General features: G+C 69.5%; 17 protein-coding genes. 8 read left to right on the forward strand and 9 right to left on the reverse strand.

Annotated elements, in window-relative coordinates; all coding sequences use genetic code 11:
* Position 1: 1 nt before the first annotated feature.
* From ADK57_RS26200 to ADK57_RS26240, 9 genes are all read right to left on the reverse strand, one after another.
* Positions 2–196 (reverse strand): hypothetical protein, encoded by a 195-nt coding sequence (locus ADK57_RS26200; protein WP_053752025.1) that lies wholly within the window; start codon positions 194–196, stop codon positions 2–4.
* A gap of 54 nt (positions 197–250) precedes the next feature.
* Positions 251–1306 carry a hypothetical protein gene (locus ADK57_RS26205; RefSeq protein WP_053752026.1) on the reverse strand — a complete coding sequence of 352 codons (1056 nt, stop codon included), beginning with the start codon at positions 1304–1306 and terminating at the stop codon, positions 251–253.
* A gap of 154 nt (positions 1307–1460) precedes the next feature.
* Complete coding sequence (locus tag ADK57_RS26210; RefSeq protein WP_053752027.1) at positions 1461–3077, reverse strand: carboxylesterase/lipase family protein; 1617 nt, start codon at positions 3075–3077, stop codon at positions 1461–1463.
* A gap of 107 nt (positions 3078–3184) precedes the next feature.
* Positions 3185–4438, reverse strand: coding sequence for an alginate lyase family protein (locus tag ADK57_RS26215; RefSeq protein ID WP_053752028.1), 1254 nt, complete (start codon positions 4436–4438; stop codon positions 3185–3187).
* Positions 4439–4472: 34 nt separating this feature from the next.
* A complete protein-coding gene (locus ADK57_RS26220; RefSeq protein WP_053752029.1) occupies positions 4473–7814 on the reverse strand; it encodes a putative Ig domain-containing protein in 3342 nt (1113 codons plus the stop codon).
* 17 nt (positions 7815–7831) lie between these two features.
* Positions 7832–9616 (reverse strand): Ig domain-containing protein, encoded by a 1785-nt coding sequence (locus ADK57_RS26225; protein WP_053752030.1) that lies wholly within the window; start codon positions 9614–9616, stop codon positions 7832–7834.
* Between the two features lie 43 nt (positions 9617–9659).
* Positions 9660–10532, reverse strand: a complete 873-nt coding sequence (locus ADK57_RS26230; protein WP_053752031.1) for a carbohydrate ABC transporter permease — start codon at positions 10530–10532, stop codon at positions 9660–9662.
* Complete coding sequence (locus ADK57_RS26235) at positions 10529–11530, reverse strand: carbohydrate ABC transporter permease (protein WP_053752032.1); 1002 nt, start codon at positions 11528–11530, stop codon at positions 10529–10531. Before ADK57_RS26235 ends, ADK57_RS26230 begins: the two co-directional genes overlap by 4 nt.
* Complete coding sequence (locus ADK57_RS26240; RefSeq protein WP_053752033.1) at positions 11527–12876, reverse strand: extracellular solute-binding protein; 1350 nt, start codon at positions 12874–12876, stop codon at positions 11527–11529. Before ADK57_RS26240 ends, ADK57_RS26235 begins: the two co-directional genes overlap by 4 nt.
* 541 nt (positions 12877–13417) lie before the next feature.
* Between ADK57_RS26240 and ADK57_RS26245 the strand changes: the two genes are divergently transcribed.
* From ADK57_RS26245 to ADK57_RS26280, 8 genes are all read left to right on the forward strand, one after another.
* Positions 13418–14431, forward strand: coding sequence for a hydroxyacid dehydrogenase (locus ADK57_RS26245; protein ID WP_199830688.1), 1014 nt, complete (start codon positions 13418–13420; stop codon positions 14429–14431).
* Positions 14432–14775: 344 nt separating this feature from the next.
* On the forward strand, positions 14776–15864 hold the full coding sequence (locus ADK57_RS26250) for a LacI family DNA-binding transcriptional regulator (protein WP_053752035.1): 1089 nt from the start codon (positions 14776–14778) through the stop codon (positions 15862–15864).
* A 382-nt stretch (positions 15865–16246) separates the two neighbouring features.
* On the forward strand, positions 16247–17581 hold the full coding sequence (locus ADK57_RS26255; RefSeq protein WP_053752036.1) for an ABC transporter substrate-binding protein: 1335 nt from the start codon (positions 16247–16249) through the stop codon (positions 17579–17581).
* Positions 17582–17591: 10 nt separating this feature from the next.
* The gene (locus ADK57_RS26260) at positions 17592–18476 is read left to right on the forward strand and encodes a carbohydrate ABC transporter permease (RefSeq protein ID WP_053752037.1); all 885 of its coding nucleotides are present in this window, start codon (positions 17592–17594) and stop codon (positions 18474–18476) included.
* On the forward strand, positions 18476–19414 hold the full coding sequence (locus ADK57_RS26265) for a carbohydrate ABC transporter permease (protein WP_199830689.1): 939 nt from the start codon (positions 18476–18478) through the stop codon (positions 19412–19414). The genes ADK57_RS26260 and ADK57_RS26265 overlap by 1 nt, the downstream gene beginning before the upstream one ends.
* Before the next feature lie 82 nt (positions 19415–19496).
* Positions 19497–21086 (forward strand): family 43 glycosylhydrolase, encoded by a 1590-nt coding sequence (locus tag ADK57_RS26270; RefSeq protein ID WP_053752038.1) that lies wholly within the window; start codon positions 19497–19499, stop codon positions 21084–21086.
* 182 nt (positions 21087–21268) lie between these two features.
* A complete protein-coding gene (locus ADK57_RS26275) occupies positions 21269–22339 on the forward strand; it encodes a LacI family DNA-binding transcriptional regulator (RefSeq protein ID WP_053752039.1) in 1071 nt (356 codons plus the stop codon).
* On the forward strand, positions 22323–22886 hold the full coding sequence (locus ADK57_RS26280; protein WP_053752040.1) for a hypothetical protein: 564 nt from the start codon (positions 22323–22325) through the stop codon (positions 22884–22886). The genes ADK57_RS26275 and ADK57_RS26280 overlap by 17 nt, the downstream gene beginning before the upstream one ends.
* Positions 22887–23075 lie beyond the last annotated feature (189 nt).

Raw genomic sequence — 23075 nt, forward strand, 5'->3', positions numbered from 1 at the left:
ATCACGCCGGGTCCGCGGGTGGCTCCTCGGTGCCGAGTGTGTTCGACAGCCCGTACCGGACCTGCACATTCCGGTGCTCCACGCCGACGTCGACCGGGTCGGGCAGGTTCGTCCTCGTGCTGACCGTGGCCGAGCGCGTGCCCGGACTCCCGCTGAAACGGACGTCCGCTCTCGGCCGCCGACGGAAACGCAGCATGCCGGCCGCGACGGTGGAGGTGAAGTCGATGTCCGCGCGCCGGTGTTCAGGCCTTCACGGAGGCCGGCTCTCGTCAGCCGCCTCCTGCTCCTTCACACGCCTCACCTTTCGACGCGGCGCCGCTGTGCCCCGTCGCGCCGGTACCTCACCACCTTCGGGGGCCCGCCGCCGCGTGCGCGCGGGGGCTTCACGCGCGGACTTGCCCGCCGCGCGGCCCGTCGCGCCCCCGGCCTTCCCGACGCGTGACGCGTGGCCGCTCGCGGCCTCCGGGACGTCGGACACGACCTCTCCGGTGTCCGCCGGCGTCTCGTCGGCCCGCGCGGCGGCTCCCTCCACCGTGTCCCCGGTCCGTTCCGCGAGCCCCGCGACCGCCCTGCCCGTGTCGTCCCCCAGCCGCCCGACCGCGGTCCCGGCCTCGCTGCCGACACCCTCGACAGCGGTACCGGCCCCGCGCCCCACGTCCTCCACCGCGGTACCGGCACCACGCCCTACGTCCTCCACCGCGGTACCAGCACCACGCCCTACGTCCTCCACCGCGGTACCAGCACCACGCCCCACGTCTTCCACCGCGGTACCGGCCCCGCGCCCCACGTCCTCCACCGCCCGGCCTGCGCCACGCCCCACGTCCTCCACCGCCCTGCCTGCACCACGCCCGACCTCGTCGAGCGTGCGACCCGCCCCGGTCCCCACCGCACGTACGGCGGACCCGACACCCGAGGTCACGTCCCTGAGGATGTCCGGATTACGGTCGATGGTCGTCAGAACCCTCCCGATGACCTCCACCACATTGTCCAGACGCACCTTCAGCAACGCCTGCGCCTCCACGCCCTTGATGTCGAGGTGGACGGCGCCCAGCGCCACATCGGCCCCCACGTTCAGCCGGAGCAGGTCGAGCACCTCCGCCTGCAGCGAGACCCTCGCGCGCAGGTCCTCTACGTCCAGGACGATCTCGTCCACCTTCAGCAGCGGGACGTCCAGAAGAACGTCCGGCTCCGCAGAACCGGCACCGACGAGTTCCTCGTCGGCGTAGTCGTCGGCGTCGTCGTCGGCGTCTTCGTAGTCGTCTTCGTAGTCGGTCGCCGTCACATCCTCGGTGCCCTCGTCGTCCATGCCGCTCCTCGAGCACGCTCGCATATATGGATATTTGCGATCTTTCCACCGGCCGAGGGAGGCCGCCACCGGTCGACGAGCGGCCCGGCCTCGCCCCAGTGGGCGTGCCGGGCCATGTGCAGGGTGGGCCCGCATCAAACCTGGTGGTGTGTGGTCACTGCCGACGGACCCCACCGGGGCGGCGCAGACGCCGCACGACCGACCGCGGCTCCACTCGCCGCACGGCCGAACCGACGTCGACCGGATCCGGCTCCGCCGCGGCCGCGGCGTCCCGGGCCGCCGCGTCCGCCGTCCACACCGCCAGCTCAGGATCTCGTGGACCGTATGCGGTATACGGCTCACCGTCGCCGAAGATCCGCACCGGGTGCGAGGCGTCCCAGCCCTGCCAGCCGGGGTCGCCATCGGTGGCGAACCGCACCCACGCCCCGTGCATCGCGTCGGCCAGTTCACGCGGGGTTCCCCAGCCCGCGAGCTTCGCGGAGTCGGGGACCTCGCCGGTGTGGAAGACGAAGCCGAGTTCGAGGGCGTGACAGGCACCGAGACCGGGGAGGTTGGAGGGCCAGGCGAACTCGTAGACGTACGACGCCCCCGGGCGGTCGTCGGCGAGGCGGTGCAGCGGGAGGCGGAGCAGGTGGTCGGTGACCATCTGGCCGACGATCTCGACGGTGCCGGCCTCGGGGTGCAGGGCACGGTAGCCGCGGGGCACCTCGTGGCCGCAGCGGCAGCGGGCCATGGCGCCGGCCAGCGCGACCGCACCGAGCCGGTCGACGCGTTCCAGGAGACCGCCGGGCACCAGCCACAGTCGGTACTCTTCGCTGGTCCAGCCCGTCATCAGGTCGACGCCCGCCGCCACGTCACCGTCGATGAGGGCCTCCAGCGGATCGCGCGGGACCAGGTCACCGTCGACGACGATCCCAAACGCGGGGCCGCCGAGCACCGGGCTACTGAGTTTGCCCACCTCGGCCTGGGTGCGCAGCAGCAGCTCGCGGTCGACGTCGGCGAACGCGGCGGCGGTGGCGGGGATCTTCAGCCGGGTCGCCATCCGGCGCACCATCCGCCGTACCTTGTCGCGATCGCTCGCCTCGGGCGGCCCGCTCTGCAAGACCGCGCGCCGGACCAGGCCCTGGGCCTGCGGGGCGGCCAGCAGGGCGCCGGCGCTGATCGCCCCGGCGGACTGACCGGCCAGCGTCACCCGGTCGGGGTCGCCGCCGAAAGCGGCCACCGACTCGCGCACCCACTGCAGGGCGGCGAGCTGGTCACGCAGGCCGGCATTGGCGGGGACGTCCGGGAACAGGCCGTAACCCTCCACGCCGAGCCGGTAGTTGACCGACACGAAGACGACCCCGTCGCGGGCGAAGGTGCGCCCGTCGTACACGGGCACGGCCGACGAGCCCCGGGTGAGGGCGCCGCCGTGCAGCCACACGATGACCGGGAGCCGGGTACCAGGGCCGGGCTCCGGTGTCCAGACGTTCAGATTGAGGCAGTCGTCGCCGGGCACAACCGGATCGGACAGGTACTGCGCGAAGGCTTCGGAGTACGGCGGTTTCGGCGCCGTCGGCCCGAAGGCGCCCGCGTCGCGCACGCCGTCCCAGGGCCGGGGCGGCACGGGCGGCCTGAACCGGTGCGGTCCGAAGGGCGGGGCCGCGTAGGGGATGCCCCGGAACACCGCGACACCGTTTTCGTACCGGCCGCGCACGGCCCCGTGCGGCGTCCTGACCACCGGGTCCCGGCTCGTCCGGCCCGCCTCGTCCGCCTGGTCTGCTGCCGTCATACGCCCACCAGCCTCCCGCACCGCGCTCGTGCACCGCGCTCGTGCACCGTGAACAACAGAGCACCACAGGGTGGCCCGTTATTCCGGCGCACGAGCGCGGTTTGCGGCTATTTGGCGTACATCAGCGTGCCGAAGCCGAGCTGGTCGTAGCCGCCACTGGTGGAGCCGTAGTCACCTCCGCCGCCCTCGGGGGCGACGAGGTTGTAGTACATCTGCGAGATGTACTTGTCGTCCAGGTACACGCGCCGGTTGTAGTGGAAGTGGAGCTGGGCCCACACCGGACGGACCTGGCCGCGGGATCCGGAGTTGATCACCGTCTGTGTGTTCTGGGCACAGGACGTGCCACTGCCCCAGGTGTAGGTGGTGTACGGCACGTTCAGTCCGACGTTGTACTTGGCGACGTACTGGGCCGCCTTGAAGAACCTCCTGTTGTCGTAGCTGTACAGGTCGGTGCCCTGGTTCCAGGCCATCTCGCAGATGGCACCCATCTGGCCCATGCCCATCATGGTGTGGCCCTGGTCGCGGCCGGACTCCTGCCACTGGCCGAGGTCGTAGCCCTCGACGTTGGAGTACAGGAACGGAACCGCGTGCTGGATCGAGCCGTTGCCCGCGCCGGTCTTGAAGTAGTTGACGGCCTGGTCGTACTTGGCGCCGTCGTCGCACAGGATCCCGATGGCCATGATCGAGGCCATGTTGCACAGGTCCCAGTTCGCCCAGTAGTTGGTGATGCAGGCCCCGTTGTGGTGGAGCAGGAAGTCGTTGTTCATCGGGTAGAAGACCTTGAGCATCATCTGCTGGAACCGGGCCAGGTCGAAACCCGGGTACCCGCGCATGAGCTCGGCGGCGTTGGCGAACTCCCATCCGTAGATGCCCGCCGCCAGGAAGCGGTCGGCACTGCCCTGGATGGAGGTGAGCTTGTTCGACCAGGCGTTGAGGATCCGCACGGCGCAGTCGCCGTGCGCGCTGGTGCCGGCGACGTTCCAGCGCAGGGCGTTCTGGTAGGCGGCGGCGATGTCGTTGTAGAGGATCCCGTAGTTCTCGGGATAGCCCGATCCGCGGTAGATCGTGGCCTGCGGGTTGGGGTTCCAGGTGGACTGGGAGTGGGAGTTGGCGGTCAGCTTGTTCCAGCCGGACAGCCAGGGGTCGTCGCCCGCGGCGACCCTGACCTTGGCGCGGTTGATGTCGCCGGCGTTGTGCAGCATGCCGGGGTGGGCGAAGGCGGCGGGCGCCGCGTCCGCCGTGGTGGCGGCGAACGCGGAGCCCAGCGCGAGAGCGGCGCCGAGACCGCCGGCGGTCTTGAACAGACCGCGGCGGCTCAGCTCGGTGGGCGGGAGGTACCCGTGGGGGGAAATGCGGCTCATGCGGCTCATGCGGTGCATTCCAATCCGTGGGGGATCAGTCGGTGTTGATGCTCACCTCGTCGAACTGTGTGGTGCCGAGAGCCAAGGGGTTGCGGGAGCAGACCACGAGGCCCACGTAGTAGGGGGCGTCACCGAAGCCGGGGACCTCGCCGGAGGCGAGGGCGGTCCAGGTGGCGCCGTCATCGGTGGAGACGGCGGCGGCGAAGGCGGTCCCGGTGCGCTTCAGCCGCAGCAGGCAGGGAAGAGCAACCGTGCCGTTCCCGTTGAAGGTCGACTTGCCGGCGACGGTCGTGCGCAGCATGAGCTGCGCGGTCGTGCCGCCCGTGACGATCACCCCGGCCGCCTGGTCGAACGGCGACAGGGACTTGGCCATGAGCAGGCCGACGCGGTCGGCGGTGGCCCCCGTGCGGGAGACCAGCCGGGCGGTGACCTCGCAGTCGCCGGTGACGGGCCGTCGTACGAACTGGCCCGTCATTCCCTGGTTGTTGACGGTGAGGTCGGTTCCGGCGCCCCGCACCACGAAGGTCCCGTCTTCGTGGGCGGTGCTGCCCGGGGTACGGATCGCGACCACGCCGAGCGTCCCGAAGTCGCGGTCGTCGAGGACGACGTCGCCGAGATCGCCGTAGGTCCAGGGGGCGGGCGGTGGTGTGCCGACGGTGAGCGTGAGGGTACCGGTGCCGTCTCCGGCCGCGTTGCCCACGGTGGCGGTGACCCTGAACTCGCCGGTCTCGGTCGGAGTTCCGGAGATGAGGCCGGTGCGCTTGTCGACACGGAGTCCGTCGGGCAGACCGGTCGCGGCGAACCGTATGGGCTCGTGCGAGCCACGCAGCTGGTATTGGAAGGCGACACCCTTGTTGGCGAACGCCGTGGTGGCGGAGGTGAGTTGGGGCGAGGCAGGGGCCGGCATGCTCGCGGCGGCGGACTCCGACAGCGGGCCGCGGCCGGCGCAGTTGGTCTTGGCGACGACGTAGTGGTACGTGGTGCCGGGCGTGCCGGTGGCGTCCGCGTACTGGATGCGGGTGCCGAAGCCGACGGGGCCGATGCCGGTCGCGATCGTGTCGTACGGGCCGTCAGCCTCCGTCGACCGCAGCACCTTGTAGCAGGCCGCGAGGTCCGGGTCGGTCCAGGTCAGCTCGACCGCGTCGGCGCCCGCGGTGGCCCGCAGGCCGGTGGCGGCGCGGTCGGGTCGCGGCACGGACCAGACCTCGCCCAAGGTGCGGGAGGTGACGCTGACGTTGTCGAAGGCACCGGTGCCGGTATCGGCGTAGTCCTCGTCGACGCCGAGGCAGGACGTGAGGGTCAGTCCCGCGTATGCGGCGCGCCCCAACTCGACTTCGGTGGAGCCGACTTCGGTCCAGCGGATGCCGTCCGGGGAGATGGCGCCGGTGCAGCGGTCGCCCCGGCGGGTCACCCGTACCCAGTACGGCATCCGCATCCGGTAGCCGTCACCCGCGCCCTCGACGTACGGGGCCGTGAGCGGGGTCGCCGAGTCGGGCAGCGTGCCGAGGTTGGAGATCGGGAAGGCGGCGCTCGAGGTGATCGCCTGCTGCTGGGAGGGCGGCACCGGCGTGCTCCCGGTCGCGGAGATACCGGCCCCGGTCTCGGGGCGTACGGTCCACACGCCGCTCCAGGTGTGCAGCGGCAGCCCCTGGATCAGCATCGAGGCATGCGCCGCGTCCGCGCCCAGGGAGGCGCGCAGGGTGACGCCGATCTTGGAGTACTGGGAGCTGAGCGGGAACACGATCCGCGCGGTGATCGTGCCGTCGCCGGGCAGCGGCAGGTAGGCGAGGCGGTGGGTGTCGGCGGTGCCGGACGCCTCCAGCACGAACCGCTCGCCGTCGAAGAGCGCCGAGCCGGGGATCTTCACGTCCCCGACGTCCTGGGTGGTCCAGGGCTCGGGGAGACCTGCGGCGACCGCGGCCCACGCGGAACTGGCGCTGGTGCCCTGGGAGTTGGTGGCGGTGACTGTGTGGTAGTACCTGTGTCCCGGGCGTACGTCGCGGTCGGTGTACGTCGGCTTGTCGATACCGGTCGCGATCTGCTCGTACGGCCCGTCCGGGGCGGTTGCCCTCGAGACCGTGTACGTGTCGGCCCATGCGGTCGGCAGCCAGCTGACGGTGACGGATCTGTCGTCACCCACCGCGGTGACGCCCGCCGGAGCGGCCGGCGCGGTCGGCGCGGGGGCCTTCGTACCGGCGTAGGTGAAGGTGCCGAAGCTGGGCAGGTCGTCGTTGCTGCCCTCGACGAGGCGGGCGCCGGCGGTGCCGCGGAAGACGGCCGCCTTGGTGTACGGGGTGTCGAGTCCGCGGACGCCGGCGTAGTGGGCGTAGGCCATCTCGTAGATCGGGGGCAGGTTGCCGCGGCCGGTCGCCGAGACGGCCTTCTTGATGTACTTGCCGGTGCGGTCGAGGTCCGGGACGAAGGGCACGTCGCCGCCGAGGTTGTAGCGGGCGGCGTACTCGAAGTTCGCGAGGATGCGGTTGTCGTCGAAGCCCCACAGGTCGACGCCCTGGTTCCAGGCGACCTGCGCGATGTCGCCGGTCAGGCCGACGGCGAGCTGCTCGTGGCCCTGGTCGCGGCCGCTCTCCTGGCCCTGGCCGTCCGCGGTGACGATGCGGTGGCCGATGCTGCCGTTGCCGGCGCCGGCCGCGGCGAAGCGCAGAGCGTCCTCGAAGAGGGTGGGCTCCTCGCAGAACACACCGATGGCGAGGATGGTCTGAAGGGCCGTCAGATCCCAGTTGCCGTTGGCGTACAGCATGTATCCGGACACCGCCGGATACCAGACGTCGAGGAAGGACTCCTCGCAGCGGGCGATGTCCTCGTCCGCCCATCCGTCGTAGTCGCCGTGCCGCAGCAGCTCGGCCGCGTTGACGAACTTGAAGGCCTGCAGGCCCGCGCCGAGCGGCCCGTCGGCACCGGTGATCATGGTCAGTGACGCCGACCAGGCGTTGAGGATGTCGCGGGCCTTGTCCGCGTGGGCGCGCTCGCCTGTGGCGCACCACATCAACGCGTTCTGGTAGGCGGCGGCCGAGTCGGCGACGGCCTGGTTCTGGAAGTTCGTGGGGCCGCGGCCCCAGGAGGTGATCTGGCCCGTGTTCTGGATCGTGTACGTCGACTTCGACCGGGCGTGGGCCGCGAAGGTCAGGTATCCGTCGTAGATGGGCGATTCCTGCGCGGCGACCGCCGCCTTCATGCGTGCCAGGTCGGCGGCGCTGTGCAGCAGTCCGGGGTGGGTGAAGGCCCGGAGCCGGGCCTTGTCGTCCTGGGCCCACGCCGCCGCGGCGGAGGCGGACAGCAGCCCGCCTCCGGCCGCGATCACGAGCCCTGCCGCGCCGAGGAAGGACCGTCGTCTGAGAGGAAGCACGGGTGACTCCATGGTTCGCAAGGGCCGCGTCACGCGTGCTGGACGGTGAGCGTGAGGGGCTGCGTCACGGTGCCCACGCTGTTGGTGGCCGAGACGGTGACCGTGAAGGTGCCGACGTTGTCCTCGGCGGTACCGGAGATCAGACCGGTGGCGGTGTCGATGTCCAGCCCCTTCGGCAGCCCGTCGGCGTTGAACGACGTCGGCAGCTCGGTGGCCGTGATCAAGTAGTTGAAGACCTGGTTCTTGGTGGCCGTGGCCTGGTCCGGGCTGCTGATCTCGGGCTTGACGGTGGACGTGGCCTCGGTGGAGTTCAGGAACCGCATGTTCAGCACGTGCTCGTTGGCGTAGGCCGGCATCATGTCGGTGAACTTGAACCAGCCGGGCTTCTTCATGCCGTTCGCGATGGCCTTGCCGTTGATGACGAGGTTCTGGAAGGTGACGTTCTTGATGGCGTGGTCCGCGTCGTAGCCGACCATGACGGACGGGTTGGCGTGCGTCCCGGTGTAGGTCAGGTTCCGGATGTACACCCCGTCGATGCCCCGGCCGACGGAGGTGTTGTACGACTTGTTGAACATGACCCGCATGTTGATCAGCTGGCCCCAGCGGAAGTCGTCCACCCGGATGTCCTGCGCGCGGACGTTGCTCACCAGGTTGCTGTCGCCGGGGTTGAGCGCGATGCAGCCCTGGTAGTCCATCTGCGGTTCGCGGTGGTCGAGGATGTCGATGTTGCTGAAGACGAGGTTCTCGATGGTCTCCGGCTTGTCGGTGTTGCCGTGCGTGCCGACGTTGATCGGGTGCGCGACGTCCGCCCAGAGGGTGGAGTTGCGGACGGTGATGTTGCGGCAGTCGCCGTAGTACTCCCAGCGGTGGGCGTAGATCGCTATGCAGTCGTCGGAGTTGCGCATCCAGACGCCGTCGATCAGGACGTCCTCGCTGGAGAAGACGTCGATGCCGTCGCCCCACTGGCCGTGGCTGTACGAGTGCAGGTTGCGGACGGTGACCTGCTTGGACTGGCCGACGGTGACCGAGTAGCCGCTGCTCGGGTTGAGCACCATGATGCCGTCGATCTCGATGTTCTTGGAGTACTGGAGCAGGACACCGCTCGGCGAGTTGTACAGCACGCCCCGGCCGATCAGCCGGGCGTTCTCGACGTTGACGAACTCCACCCGGGAGGTCAGCACCGCGCCGCCGGCCAGGTAGAGCGTCTTGCCGCTGGGCACCTTCACCACGTTGTCCGTGGTCTTGTGCAGGCCGGGGCCGAAGTAGAGGACATCGGGGTCGTCGGGGTCGGGCGCGTTCGTCTCGATCGGGTTGGCGTGCAGCTGAAGGTTGTTGAAGAGGTCCCCGTCGACCTCGATGGAGAGGTTGCGCGGCTCGGTGAGGGTGAAGCTCACCGTGGCGCCGTCCACCGTGAACTGGGTGCCGTAGGACAGGGGGCGGATCCTCGCGGTGCCGATGGCGCCCTTGGCCGAGGTGACGGCGACCTCGACGGTGCCATTGAAGTCGAAGGTGGCGACGGAGGAGTTGAAGACCGGACCGCTGCCCGTGTTCGCGTCGATCTGCTTCGCCCTGGAGCGGTAGACGGGCACCGTCTGCCATTCGCCGCCCGGCGTACGGGCCTTGACGGTGTAGCTCGCGTTGGTCGGGACCCCGCTGGGGATGGGGTACACCACCAGCTTGTCGGTCGATGCGGGCCCGTCCGCCGCTCTCGCGGTGCCGGCTGCCGCTCCGATCAGTGAGTACGCGGCGACGGTGGCACCCGCGGCCTGGAGAACTGTGCGCCGGGACAGACCGGTGCTCTGGGTGTCGTTCATGAAGCAGTCCTTCAGTAAAGGGAGGGATGAGAGATACGGAAGGTCACTTGAGGCCGGTCGTGGACATCCCCGCGACGAAACCGCGCTGGGCGATCAGGAAGATCAACAGGATCGGGACGACGTACATCACGGAGGCCGCGGCCTGGAGGTTGGCGACCGGGGTGCCGGCCGAGGTGACGTACGTCGACATGACGGCGACGGCGAGCGTGGACTTGTCGGTCGACAACAGGAGTTGGGGCGCGATGTAGTCGCCCCAGCTCCAGGTGAAGGCGATCACGAAGCTCGCGGACAGCACCGGCCAGGACTGCGGCAGGAAGATCCGCCAGAAGATCGTGGCGTAGCCGCAGCCGTCGACGATCGCGGCCTCCTCCAGCTCGCGGGGCAGTCCGGCGAAGAACTGCCGGAAGAGGAAGACGAGATACGGGGCGGCGGCCAGGCCCCACAGCACCCACGGCCAGTAGGTGTCGACCATGCCGAGCTTGGCGAAGATCAGGTAGGTCGGCAGCAGGGTGATGAGCTGGGGCAGCATCATCGAGCCGAGCAGGATGCCGAACAGCGGCTTCTTGCCGGGCGCGTCCAGGCGGGCGAAACCGAAGCCGACCCAGGCCGAGCTGAGGGTGACGAGGGTGGCGTAGATCAGGGCGATGATCAGGGAATTGCGGGCGTAGCCGAGGAAGTCGATCAGGTTGAAGGCGTCGGCGAAGTTGTGCCACTGGAAGTTCTCGGGCAGCCAGTGCACGGGTGATGCGGCCAGTTCGGCCGGAGTCTTGAGTCCGCTGAGGACGAGCCAGCCGACCGGGCCGAGGAACAGGCCGGTGATCGAGACGAGCGCCGTGTAGAGGACGAGGCGGTTCACACGTATCCGCACCCGGGTCGTGGACGCCGGGGACTTCGCGGGCAGGCTGGTGGCTGTCACTTCTTCGCCTCCGGGTCGACGTTGTAGAACACCACGCCGGACGTGAACTTGAAGATGAGTCCGGTCACGATGAGGATCAGCACGAAGAGCACCCACAGGAGTGCGGAGGCGTAGCCGTAGCGGCCGAGCGCGAAGTACTGCCCGAACACGTGCATCATGTAGAGGTAGTTGGACTGCGGCAGCGCGGTGACGCCCGCCGTGGTGCCGTCCGGTGTCAGCAGCAGCGGCATGATGGTCTGCACCGAGGCGATCACGCCGGTCACCGTCTGGAAGAGCAGCACCGGCGAGAGCAGCGGCACGGTGATGCTGCGGAAGGTCCGCCAGGCGCTCGCCCCGTCGATTCGGGCGGCCTCGTGCAGTTCGCGGGGCACGTCCTGCAGCCCGGCCAGCGAGATGATCATGATGTTTCCGGCGGCCCACAGCACGCTCATCAGGAGCACGTAGCGGGCGTAGGGGTCGGCGAGCCAGCCCAGGGCGTCGAAACCGAACAGGGTCAGGACGCCGTTGGCGGCACCGGAGTTCTGGTCGAAGAGCGCCTTGAAGGCGAGGCCCACCCCCACCGGCGGCACCACGGCCGGCAGATAGAGCAGGGTGCGGAACAGGCCGCGTGCCTTGATCGGCCGGTTGACCAGGACCGCGAGCCCGAGCCCGGCGATGATCGACAGGGGTACCGAGGTCAGCGCGAACAGGCCCGTGCGCCCCAGGGAGTCCCAGGTCTGGGAGTCGGTGAACAGCTCGCTGTAGTTGCCGAAGCCGACGTAACGCCAGTTGGGCGAGATGCCGTCGAACGTGGTGAAGCTCAGCCACAGCGCGTACGCCATCGGCACGATGGTCAGCAGCAGGAACCCGATGATCCAGGGCGAGGTGAACATGTAGAACGCCCGGTGCCTGCGGGCGGTCATGGAGGTCCGCGGTCGATCCGTGGCCCGCGCCCGGCCGGCGTCCGTGGTCGCGCCCGGCGGCCGCTCCGCCACGGAGGAGATCTGATCGGTCGTCATCCCACCTGCTCCTTACCGCGCTTCAGCTGCTCGTTCATGAGCGAGTTCAGGCGTCCCGCCAGGGTGTCGACGGACATCTGGCCCCGCATCGCGGCCGGTGCGACCTGGTTGAAGAGGGAGTAGAGCGAGTCGGCCGTGGCGTAGGGCGTGAAGGCGATCACCGAGAAGTGGTTCAGCTCGGCGTTCTGCACCTCCAACTCCCGCTTCTGGTAGTCCTCCTGGGCCGGCATCAGCGGCCGCAGGGACTTCAGGGTGGGGATGCCCCAGCCGCCGGACGCGCGGCCCTTGGCCGGTGCTTCGCCGAAGAACCACTCGAAGACCCGCCAGGCGGCGTCCTTGTTCCGTGCCTTGCTCGGCATCCAGAACCCGGTGCCGGCCTGGCAGGGGCTGACCCGCGCGCCGCCCTGGAAGACGGGGGCGGGGGCGAGGCGCGAGACCGGCGCCAGCTTCTTGTCGGCGTTGATCAGACCGCCGAGCCAGTAGCCGCTGCCCGACATGGCCATTCGGTTCGCCTGGTAGGTGGGCCCGTCCCAGGCGTTGGGGTCGGGCTGGATGATGCTGGGCCCGACCTTGGTGCGGCCGTAGTCGATGTACCAGCCCAGCGCCTTGCGGGCCTCGGGGGTGGTGAAGTCGATCCGGGAGAAGTCGTCGCTGAAGAGACTTCCGCCGGCGGCCGCCGTCAGGCTCGCCAGGAGATTGGGGGTGAGTACGCCGTTGTAGCTGCCGCCGAAGACGGTCGTCTGGCCGTTCTTGCGCTGCGTGAGCCGCTTGGCTTTGTCCAGCCACTCCTCGAACGTGATCGGCTCCAGCTCCGGCGGGTGGTCGACGCCCGCCTGGTCGAAGAGCGCGGTGTTGTACCAGAACATGGAGTCCTGGGAGAAGTCCTTCGCCATGCCGTAGCGCGGGCCCTTGCCCTGAGTGCGGCCGTCGTAGCGCCACAGGTCGTTGACCGGGTCCAGGTCGTCCAGCTTGAGCACCGTGCTTCTGGCGAAGTACGGGTCCAGGTCCTCCATCACGTCCCGCGCCGCGAAGTACGGCGCGTCCACGGCGCCGACACCGCGCACCAGGTCGGGCGGGTTGCCGTTGGTCATCATCCCGATCAGCTTGGTGAGGTCGTATCTCACCGTGACGATCTTGACTCCGATGTCCTTCTGGGCCTGCTGGACCAGTTCCGGGGAGATGTCGTCGGGCTTGGCCATCACCGTGACGGTCTCGCCCGGGCCGCTGACCCCGGTGGACACCTGCAGGGCGCAGCCGTTCAGTGCTGCGGCTCCGGTCGCGGCACCGGCCGCCGAGAGGGCGAGGAATCGGCGGCGACTCAGGGGGGCACCGGCATGTGGGCGCATGAACGCACCACCTCCTGCTCTGTTCCGTTCGGGATGTCGGCCAAAGATCGGCTCAGCGATCGCGAGTAACCGTTTAGACAACCGGTTGCTGTGCGCTGGGGCAGAGCTTCTTCCTGTCCGGAAACGACGTCAAGAGTCTTGACGGACTTTCGAAAAGACTGTGTAACCTCGGCGTCATGGGTCGACCGGCCGAACGGGACCGGTGGAACGCGGCCTGATCTGCGAAGGAAACGGGGAGGCGGAGCCGCGCTTCCGGCGACAGATGTTTGGGAACCGGTTCCCAAACCTGATCCGGACGGGCTTCGGACCGGACTCCGGCCGAACTCCGGACCGGACTCCGGACACGACCTCCACCCGGATCCGGCAAGCACACCAGCACCGCAGTAAGCGATTTCACGACATTCGGCACTCCCCGGCCGTCGGCCCACCCGACCAAGGTCGCCTTCGCCGCTCCGTCCTGCCGATTGACCGCCCGTCACCGCCAGATCTACGGTAGAAGACGCTTTCTGAAAATGTTTCCACCGAGTGTGTCAGGAGAGACATGCCCAGCCCGCAGCCACCCAGGGCCGTGTTCGCGATGGATCCGGTACACCTCCCCCTGCTGTTCCCCCCGCCGCTCATGGCCCGGCTGACGCGGGCGGCCGACCTCGACCCCGCGCTCGTCGTGCGGGATTTCGCCGATCCGGACGCGGCGGACGCCCTGGCCCGGGCCGAGTTCCTGATCACCGGCTGGGGATGCCCCCGCCTCGACGCCGGCGTCCTCGACACGGCCCCCCGGCTGCGCACGGTCCTGCACGCGGCCGGGTCGGTCCGCTCGCTGGTAGGCGAGGCCCTGTGGGAGCGCGGGATCACCGTCTCCAGCGCGGTGACCGGCAACGCCCTGCCGGTCGCGGAGTACACCCTCGCGATGATCCTGCTCGCCGGGAAGGACACCTTCGCCCACCGCGAGCGCTTCCGCGCCACCCACACCTACCCGACCCCCACCGAGACCGCCCACACCGGCAACGTCGGCCGCCGCATCGGCGTCATCGGCGCGTCCCGGGTGGGCCGCCGACTCCTCGAGCTGCTGCGGCCGTTCGACTTCTCGGTGCTGCTGCACGACCCGTATGTCAGCACCGCCGAGGCCGCCGCCCTGGGCGCCGAACTGCTGCCTTTGGAGGACCTGCTCAGACACAGCGACATCGTGTCCCTGCACGCCCCGGACATCCCCGAGACCTACCGCATGCTCGACGCCGGCCGACTCGCCCTGATCAGGGACGGCGGTGTCCTCATCAACACCTCCCGGGGCGCGCTGGTGGACCCGGACGCGCTGACCGACGAGCTGGTCTCCGGGCGGCTGCACGCGATCCTCGACGTCACGGAACCCGAGCCGCTGCCTGCGGGCTCGCCCCTTTACCGGCTGCCCAATGTCTTCCTCACGCCGCACATCGCGGGGTCCCTCGGCAACGAGCTGGAGAGACTCGGGCGGATCGTCGTGGAGGAGCTGGAACGGCTGGTGACGGGGGTGCCGCTCACTCACGAGGTTCGACACTCGGACCTGGCCCGGGTTGCGTGAGCCGTGCTTGACGGCTCGTTCACCCACGGGGCGCCTCAGCCGGTGCCGAAACGACGATCGTGCTCAGCGCTTCGCGCCTGCGCGCGTTCGCCGTCTCGACACCGGCGCGCCCCTTCGGCTCTCGCGCGGCCGGCGCGTGGGGACAGTGGGAGTCGGTGGGCCCTCGCCGTTGGGTGCGGGGGTTCAGTGGGGCCTTGCTGTTCGGTCCCGATCGACTCCCCGTACCCGGCGGAAACAATGGGATACCGTTTCCGCACCGGCGCCGGGCCGGGCCCCCGACCATTCGCCGAACCGGGGTTACGGTCGTCAGGCGAAGCAGTCGCAACGATGAAGGAGCCGCAACGGTGAGTCAGCGCAAGGCGGCCGGTGACACCGGACGGGCCACGATTCGCGACGTCGCGGAGCGTGCGGGGGTCTCCGTCGCGAGTGTGTCGCGTGTCCTGTCGGGCAACTACCCGGTCTCGGAGGAGCTGCGCCGCCGGGTGATGAAGGTGGTCGGGGACCTGGACTACGTCACCAACGCCCATGCCCGTTCGCTGGCCGGCGGCGGTACGCCGACCGTCGCCATCCTCATCAACAACATCACCGGCGCCGCGTTCGCCCACGTGGCCAAGGGTGTCGAGGGCGCGGCCACCCTGCGCGGCTGGCTCTCCCTGGTGGGGACCACCGGCGACGACCCCGAGCGGGAACTCGCGCTGGTCAACCTCATGCGCCAGCAGGGCGTCGCCGCCGTGGTCCTGCTCGGCGGCGCCTACGACTACGACGAGTACCAGCTACGCATGGCCCGCTTCGCCCGCTCCCTGGACGCGGCCGGCTCCCACCTGGTGCTGGTGGGCCGGCCTCCCCTGGAGGGCGACGTACCGGCCACGACGGTCGACTACGACAACGAGGGCGGCGCGTACGCCATGGCCAGCCACCTGCTCTCGGCCGGCCACCGCAAGGTCCTGGTGCTCCCGGGCCACGCCGAACTCACGACAGCGCAGGGCCGGTTGAAGGGCGCACAGCGCGCCTTCGAGGCGTACGGCGTGTCCTTCGCCCCGGACATGGTGCGGCACGGGCCGTACGACTACGAGCACGGCTACGAGGCCGTCGAGGACAGCCTGCGCGACGGGCTCGACTTCACCGCCGTGCTGGCGGGCACCGACGTGGTCGCCGCGGGCGCGATGCAGGCGCTGCGCGCGGCCGGTCTCAGGGTGCCCGAGGACGTCTCGATCGTCGGCTACGACGACATCCCGCTGGCGTCCCAGCTGACCCCCCAGCTCACCACCGTGCACGTGCCCTACGAGGAGATGGGCCGGGTCGCGCTGCGTGCCGTCGCCGACCGGCGCGAGGGCGGCGGAGGCCGCCGCAAGGGCAGCGACGGCGACCATCTGGTGCTGGGCACCCATGTCGTCGTACGGAACTCGGTGCAGCCGCCTGCTCGGCGTGTCTGACGTGGACGGCTGCAAGCAGATCGTTTCGTAAACGTTTTCCCTAAGTTTTTGACAGCACTCCGAGCCGGCCCGGGATGCCCGCCGAGGTTTGCTCGGGTTCCCTCGACATGCGGCTGACCTGCGCCGATTCGGTCCAGGTCCGCTGCGGTGCACGTGCACCCGGGCATAACCCCACGGACAAACCGGCGTAACAAATTGCCGCACACCTCTTGCTATGAGGAGGATCGGCGTCCTACCGTCCCAGCAACCGCTTACTACAGCTTCCGCTTGGCCGACCCCCCGCAACCGCGAGCCGATGGTTTCCGGCCGCCGTTCCCGGCCCACATCGAGGCGCCGTTCTCTCCCCTCTGAGTCGCCCTACTTTCCGAAGGAACACGGTCAGATGAACTTCACCAGCCCCCGGAGAAGGTTCGCCCGCGCAGCCGTGGCGGGACTCGCATTGACAGGTCTGCTCTCCGCATGCGGCGGATCGGACTCCGGCGACGACGCCAAGTCGTCCGGTCCGGTCACCCTCCCCTTCTGGGGTTGGGCGAACGGCCAGGAGGCCGTCGTGAAGGCGTTCAACGCCTCGCACAAGGACGTCCAGCTCAAGTACACCAAGGTCACCGACCAGCTGACCATGCAGAAGCAGCTGACCAACGCGGTCAAGGCCGGCAACGCGCCCTGTCTGCTGCAGAACACCGGCGAGTACGTCACGAGCTGGGTCTCGCAGGGTGCCCTTGCCGACATCACCAAGTACGTCGAGTCCAGCAAGGACAAGTTCAACCCCGGCTCGTGGGCCGTCGGCCAGGTCCAGGGCAAGGTCTACGGCATCCCGACCAGCTCGGCGCCGGCCTTCACCATCTACCGCACCGACGTCTTCGAGAAGTACGGCCTGAAGGCGCCCGCGACCTGGGACGACTTCATCGCGGCCGGCAAGGAACTGAAGAAGCACGACATCAAGATCACCAACTACGCCGGTGAGGACCCGAGCACCCTGGAGGTGCTCGCCATGCAGGCCGGGGCGCACTGGTACACGATCGACGGCAACTCCTGGAAGGTGGACTTCCAGGACGAGGGCACCCTGAAGGCCGCCAAGGTGATCCAGGAGATCGTCGACAACGACCTCAACTCCAAGCTCTCGTTCGCCGACTACGCGGCCGTGCAGCGCAACTACGACGAGGCCGGCACCGTGACGCGGCAGATCTCCACCTGGCAGATGTCCGGCATGGTGCAGAACTTCACCAAGTCCTTCGGCAAGTGGGCACTGGCCCCGTGGCCGACGTTCAACGGCGAGGCGCCCAAGACTCCCGCCGGGACCAACCAGAGTGGCGGGGTGACGCTGGTGACCGAGCAGTGCAAGAACAAGGAACAGGCCGCTCAGGCGGCTCTGTGGATGTCCACCGACGCCGGTGCGGTCAAGACCATGGCGAGCCCGGAGACCGGCAGCGGCGTGATGCCCGCGGTGGCCGACAGCAGCTCGTACGTCCCGGAGGCGATCCCCGAGAAGCTGCTGGGCAAGAACTACACGCCGGCCCAGAAGGTCGTGACGGACAGCATGGCCACCATCACCGACGACTGGACCTTCGGCCCGAACTGGACCGCGATGTTCACGGAGATGCAGGACGAGTGGGCCGCGGTCGTCGGCAAGAAGCAGAAGGTCACCGATCTGCTCGCACACATGCAGGAGTGGACGGTCAACGACCTGAAGCAGCGCGGCATCAGCGTCAAGGGCTGAGGCACACTTCATGATTCGCTCGCAGCGCTGGAAGGGCGCCGCCTTCACGGTGCCCTTCCAGCTCGGCTTCGTCTTCCTCTACCTGCTTCCGATCGGCTACGCGATCTACCAGTCGCTGTACCTGGAGAAGCGGTCCGGACTCGGTCTCGGCGGCTCGACCACGGAGTTCGTCGGGCTGGAGAACTACCAGCACGGCCTGACCGACTCGGCGTTCATGACCTCCATCCTCAGGGTGGTGCTGTTCGCCTGTGTCCAGATCCCGTTCATGCTGCTCATGAGCCTGGTGCTGGCGCTCTGCCTGGACGCGGTCACCTCTCGGGTGGCCGGCCGGTTCCGGATCCTGCTGCTGGTTCCGTACATGATCCCCGGCGTGGTCGCGGCCATCGTGTGGATCAACCTGTACAGCCCCGAGGTGGGTCCCCTGACCCCGCTCGGCGAGTTGTTCGGGTTCGACTGGAACTTCTTCGCCCCCTCGATGGTGTGGCCGTCCATCGGCAACCTGCTGACCTGGCACGGCATCGGCTACAACATGGTGATCATCTACTCGGCGCTCCAGGGCGTGCCCCGCGATCTGTTCGAAGCCGCGCGGCTGGACGGCGCCTCGGAGTTGCGGATCGCACTGAGCATCAAGATCCCGTTCGTGCGCGGCGCGCTCGTCCTGACCGCGCTGCTGTCGATCATCCAGATGCTGCAGATCTTCAACGAGCCCGCCCTGTTCCGGAACGTGACTCCGCAGACGATCAGCGACAGCTTCGCCCCGATCATGATCATCTACAACCAGGCGTTCAACGCCGGCAACTACAACTACGCCGCGGCCCTGTCCGTGCTGCTCGCCCTGTTCCTCGGCGTCGCATCCTTCCTCTTTTACCGGCTGACCTCGAGGGAGGCGGACTGATGGCACTGACGGAAAACCGTAAGGAAAACGGCACGGAAGCCGGCAGTGAGCCACCCCGCGGGCGCACCGTGCGGCGGCTCACCCGTCCGGACCCGGCGGCGCGCTCCCGGGGCGGCCAGCGCTTCCTCCTCGTCGGTCTGGCGCTGGCCAGCGCCTACAGCCTGTTCCCGGTGTACTGGCTGATCATCGCCGCGACCAAGGACCGTGTGGGGCTGTACCAGAGCAACGGCCTGTGGTTCTCCGACATGCACCTGTGGGACAACCTGCGCCAGGTGTTCACTTACGGGGACGGCATCTTCCTGCGCTGGACCGCCAACTCGTTCCTGTACGCGGGCGTCGGCTCCCTGGGCGGCACCCTCATCGCCCTCGCCACCGGCTACGGCCTGGCACGCTTCGACTTTCCGGGCCGCAGTGCCGTGTTCGCGTGCGTCGTGGGTTCGTTCCTGATCCCGATCGCCCTGCTCACCCTGCCGCTGTACCTGCTGTTCTCGGAGATCGGCATGGTCGACACGCCCTGGGCGATGCTGATCCCCTGCCTGATCAACCCGTTCAGCGTGTACCTCGCCAAGGTGTACACCGAGGCCACCATCCCCTTCGAGCTCCTTGAGGCGGCCCGCATCGACGGCGCCGGCGAGCTGCGGATCTTCTTCAGCATCGTGCTCCGGATGATGACGACCGGCGGCGCGACGGTGTTCCTGCTGGCCTTCGTGAACACCTGGAACGCCTTCTTCCTGCCGTTGACCGTGCTGCGCGGCGAGGAGAACTGGACCCTCAACCTGGGCCTGTACAACTGGTCCGGCAAACGCGCGGAGTCCGGCGTCGACCTGACCAGCCTGGTGCTGACGGGCGCGCTGCTGTCCATCGTGCCGATGGCGATCATGATGGTCGCGATGCGCCGGTACTGGCGGTCGGGCGTGACGATGGGGGCCCTCAAGTGACCGTGATCCAGGCAGCCTCGAAGCAAGTGACCGTGGTCCAGGGAGCCTCGAAGCAAGTGACCGTGATCCAGGGAGCCTCGAAGTGACCCGGCTGCGCAATCCCGTCCTCCGCGGCTTCGCCCCGGACCCGTCCCTGGTGCGGGTGGGCGAGTGGTACTACGTGGCGACGAGTTCGTTCGAGTGGTTCCCGACGATCCCCGTCCACCGCTCGCGGGACCTGGCGCACTGGGAGTACGCGGGCCACGTCCGGGGCGCGGTCCCCGGCGACTCGCTCGCGGGTGTGCCCGACTCGGGCGGCGTCTGGGCGCCGTCGCTGAGCTGGGACGGCGAGCGCTTCTGGATGGTCTACTCGATCGTCCGCTCGGTGGGCACGCCGTACTTCGACACGGACACCTACGTCAGTACGGCCACGGACGTGAGCGGCAAGTGGACGGCACCGCGCCGGGTCGCGAGCCACGGCTTCGACCCCGCGCTCTTCCACCACGAGGGCCGGCTCTGGCTGCTCAACCTCCAGAACGACCACCGCCCGGGCGGCAGGCGCTTCGCCGGGATCGTGCTGACGGAGCTGGACCGCGAGACCCTGGACCCCCTCGGTGACACCCACCTCCTCCTCCAGCACGAACGGCTCGTCGAAGGGCCGAAGTTGCTGTGGCGGGACGGCTGGTACCTCCTGGTGCTGGCGGAGGGCGGTACGGGCTTCGAGCACGGGGTGCGGGTGGCGCGCAGTCGCGTGATGACCGGTCCGTACGAGCTCGACGACCGGCCGCTGCTGACGTCACGGGACGATCCGTCACTGCCGTTGCAGAAGGCGGGGCACGGCGAGCTGGTTCAAACCCCCGACGGGAACTGGGTGTTGAGCCATCTGACGGCCCGGCCCCTGGACACGCCCGAGGGCCCGCGCTGCACGCTCGGCCGTGAGACCGCGATCCAGCCGGTGACCTGGGACGCGGAGGGGTGGCCGAGGCTGCGGCACGGGGGCTGGCATCCGGCGGTGGAGGTCGACGTACCGACGCATCCGGATGGAGAAGGAGCTCAACTCGGCGATGGCGCCGATCCGTTGGGCTGGCCCTGGAGCACCCTGCGCGGATACGCGGACCCGTCCTGGGCGGACGCCACCACCCGCCCCGGCCGGATCCGGCTGCGCGGCCGGCACGGTCCCGAGTCGTGGTGGGCGCACAGTCTGCTGGCTCGGCGGATCACCGAGCACCGCGCCGAGGCCGAGGTCACCGTCGAGGCCCGGCCGCGGACGTTCACGCAGGCCGCCGGGCTGGTGCTCTGGTACAACACCGAGGCGTATCTCGCCCTCGACCTGACCTGGGCCGAGCCCGCGGGCGAGGGGCAGTGCGGTCAGCAGTGGCGGGGCGGCGGCCGTACGGTGCTCAGCCTGGTGGAGCGGGACGAGGCGGGCACGCGGCAGGTGGCCGTCGTGGACGTCGACGCGGACGGGGCGCTCACGCTGGGTGTGACGACCGAGGGCGCCGAGGCACGGTTCTGGTACGTCCGGGACGGTGTACGCACGCCGGTCGGGTCGCCGCTCGACTTCGGCAGGCTCTCCGACGACCACGGAGCGAAGCTGCGCTTCACCGGGGCGATGGCCGGGATCCATGCCGTGGATCTCGTGGACGCGGGCTTCTCGGCCTACTTCTCGGGGTTCCGCCTGGACTGCCGATAGCCGTGTTCGAAGTTTCGAAAACCCGACCCGGCACAGACCTGCGAACTCCGGCCTCTTCCCGAGGTCCGGCCGCGAACCTAGGGTAGAGAGCGCTTACTATCCGTTCGGTCTCCCTACCCGCGGTGGCAGCGCGCTGTCGAAACTTTTCATGGCCCTCGGGCGGGCCGGAGAGGTGGTTCCCGATGGTCCGTACGGAGAGTGCGAGCGTGACGGCCGGGCCGACCCTTGCGGTCGTGGCCCGCGAGGCGGGGGTGTCCGTACCCACCGCGTCGAAGGTGGTCAACGGCCGGGAGGACGTCGCCCCCGAGACCCGCCGTCGGGTCACGGAGGCGCTGGACCGGCTCGGTTACGTCCGCAGACCCCGCTTCGACGCGGCGAAGGCGTCGGGGCTGGTCGACCTGGTCGTGCACTCGCTGGAGAGTTCCTGGTCGGGTGCCGTGCTGCACGGGGTGGAGGCGGCGGCGCACGACGCGGGCCTCGAGGTGGTGGTGTCGGCCGGCCTCACCAGGACCCGCGGCGGGCGCCCGGAACGCGGCTGGCTCGACAAGCTCATCGCCCGCGGCTCGTCGGGGGTGCTGTTCAACCTGGCCGAACTGACCGAGTCCCAGTACGCCTGGCTGGACCAGCACCGCATTCCGTACGTGATGATCGACCCGGTGCTCGAACCGCCGGCGGGCGTGGTGTCGGTGGGCGCGGCGAACTGGCACGGCGGGGTGACGGCGACCGAGCACCTGCTGTCGCTGGGCCACGAGCGCATCGCCGTCGTCGCCGGTCACCAGCGCAAGATGTGCAGCAACGCGCGGGTCGCCGGCTACCGCTCGGCACTCGCCACGGCCGGGGTCCGGCAGCGTCCCGAGTACGTCCGGCACGCCGGCTTCGACGAGAGCGTCGCCCGCCGCAGGATGCGGGAACTCCTCGACCTGCCCGAGCCGCCCACGGCCGTCTTCGTCTGCTCGGACCGGATGGCCCTCGGGGTGTACGAGGCGCTGGCCGAGCGGGGGTTGAGCGTGCCGGACGACATGAGCGTGGTCGGCTTCGACGACCTGCCCGAGGCCCGCTGGCTCACCCCGGCCCTCACCACGGTCCGCCAGCCGCTCTCCGAGATGGCGGCGACGGCGCTGCGGCTGCTGGTGCGGATGATGGACGGCGACCGCCCGGAGAGCACCCGTACGGAACTGTCGACGCGGCTGGTGGAACGGGCGAGTACGGCCGGGCCGCAGGTCCAGGGGGTGCGGCGTGGACGAGCCGGGTGAGACCTGTGCGATCCGTTACGGGTGGAACGCCCGCGCGGTGGGTCTCGTGCTGCTCCTCGCGCCGGTGGTCGCCGTGGGCTTCGTCCCAGGGGCCGTCGCGGCGGGGGACGGCCACAGCGAGTGGGCCTTCGTTCCGCTCGTCGCGGCGTTCCTCCTGCTGCTCTCCACCCGGAGGGTCGCCGTGGGCATCGGGCCGACGGGCATCACGCCGGGCCGTGCGGCCTCCCTGGACGGGCGGCGGTTCCTGCCCTGGTCGGCGATCGCGTCCGTCGGTCTCCACCTGACGCCGGGAGCAGGGAGCGCGCTCAAGGTCCTGTGGCGCGAGACGGACGCCGCGCCGCCGCCGAGCCCCGTGGACTCCCCCGCGCCACGGGCGATCGACGGGAACCTGGACACCCAGGTGGAGCCCGACTTCGTGGCGGCGTTCCGCGGGACCACGATGTCGACCGTCGGCATGGACCTGTGCGAGGTGGACGCGGCCCGCCTCGGGACCGCGATCCGGGCGTTCGCTCCCGAGGTCCGTCTCTTCGGCGCCATCGCCCGGTAGGGCTTCGGCCGCCGGTACCGGTCCGTGTGGGGCCCCCTCCGCCCACGGGCCTACGTCCCCACGTGGTTTCGGACGTCTGCATGGGCCAACGACCGCCGGATTCGCTCACTTTTGTTCATATACGGAAGGAGGGAACTCGCCGGGTCGACGGGGCGTCGAAGGATGCGGCGGGGAGGGGGGCCGTTGCTC

Source organism: Streptomyces sp. MMG1533, assembly GCF_001279775.1.
In the GTDB taxonomy this organism is placed as follows: Bacteria; Actinomycetota; Actinomycetes; order Streptomycetales; family Streptomycetaceae; genus Streptomyces.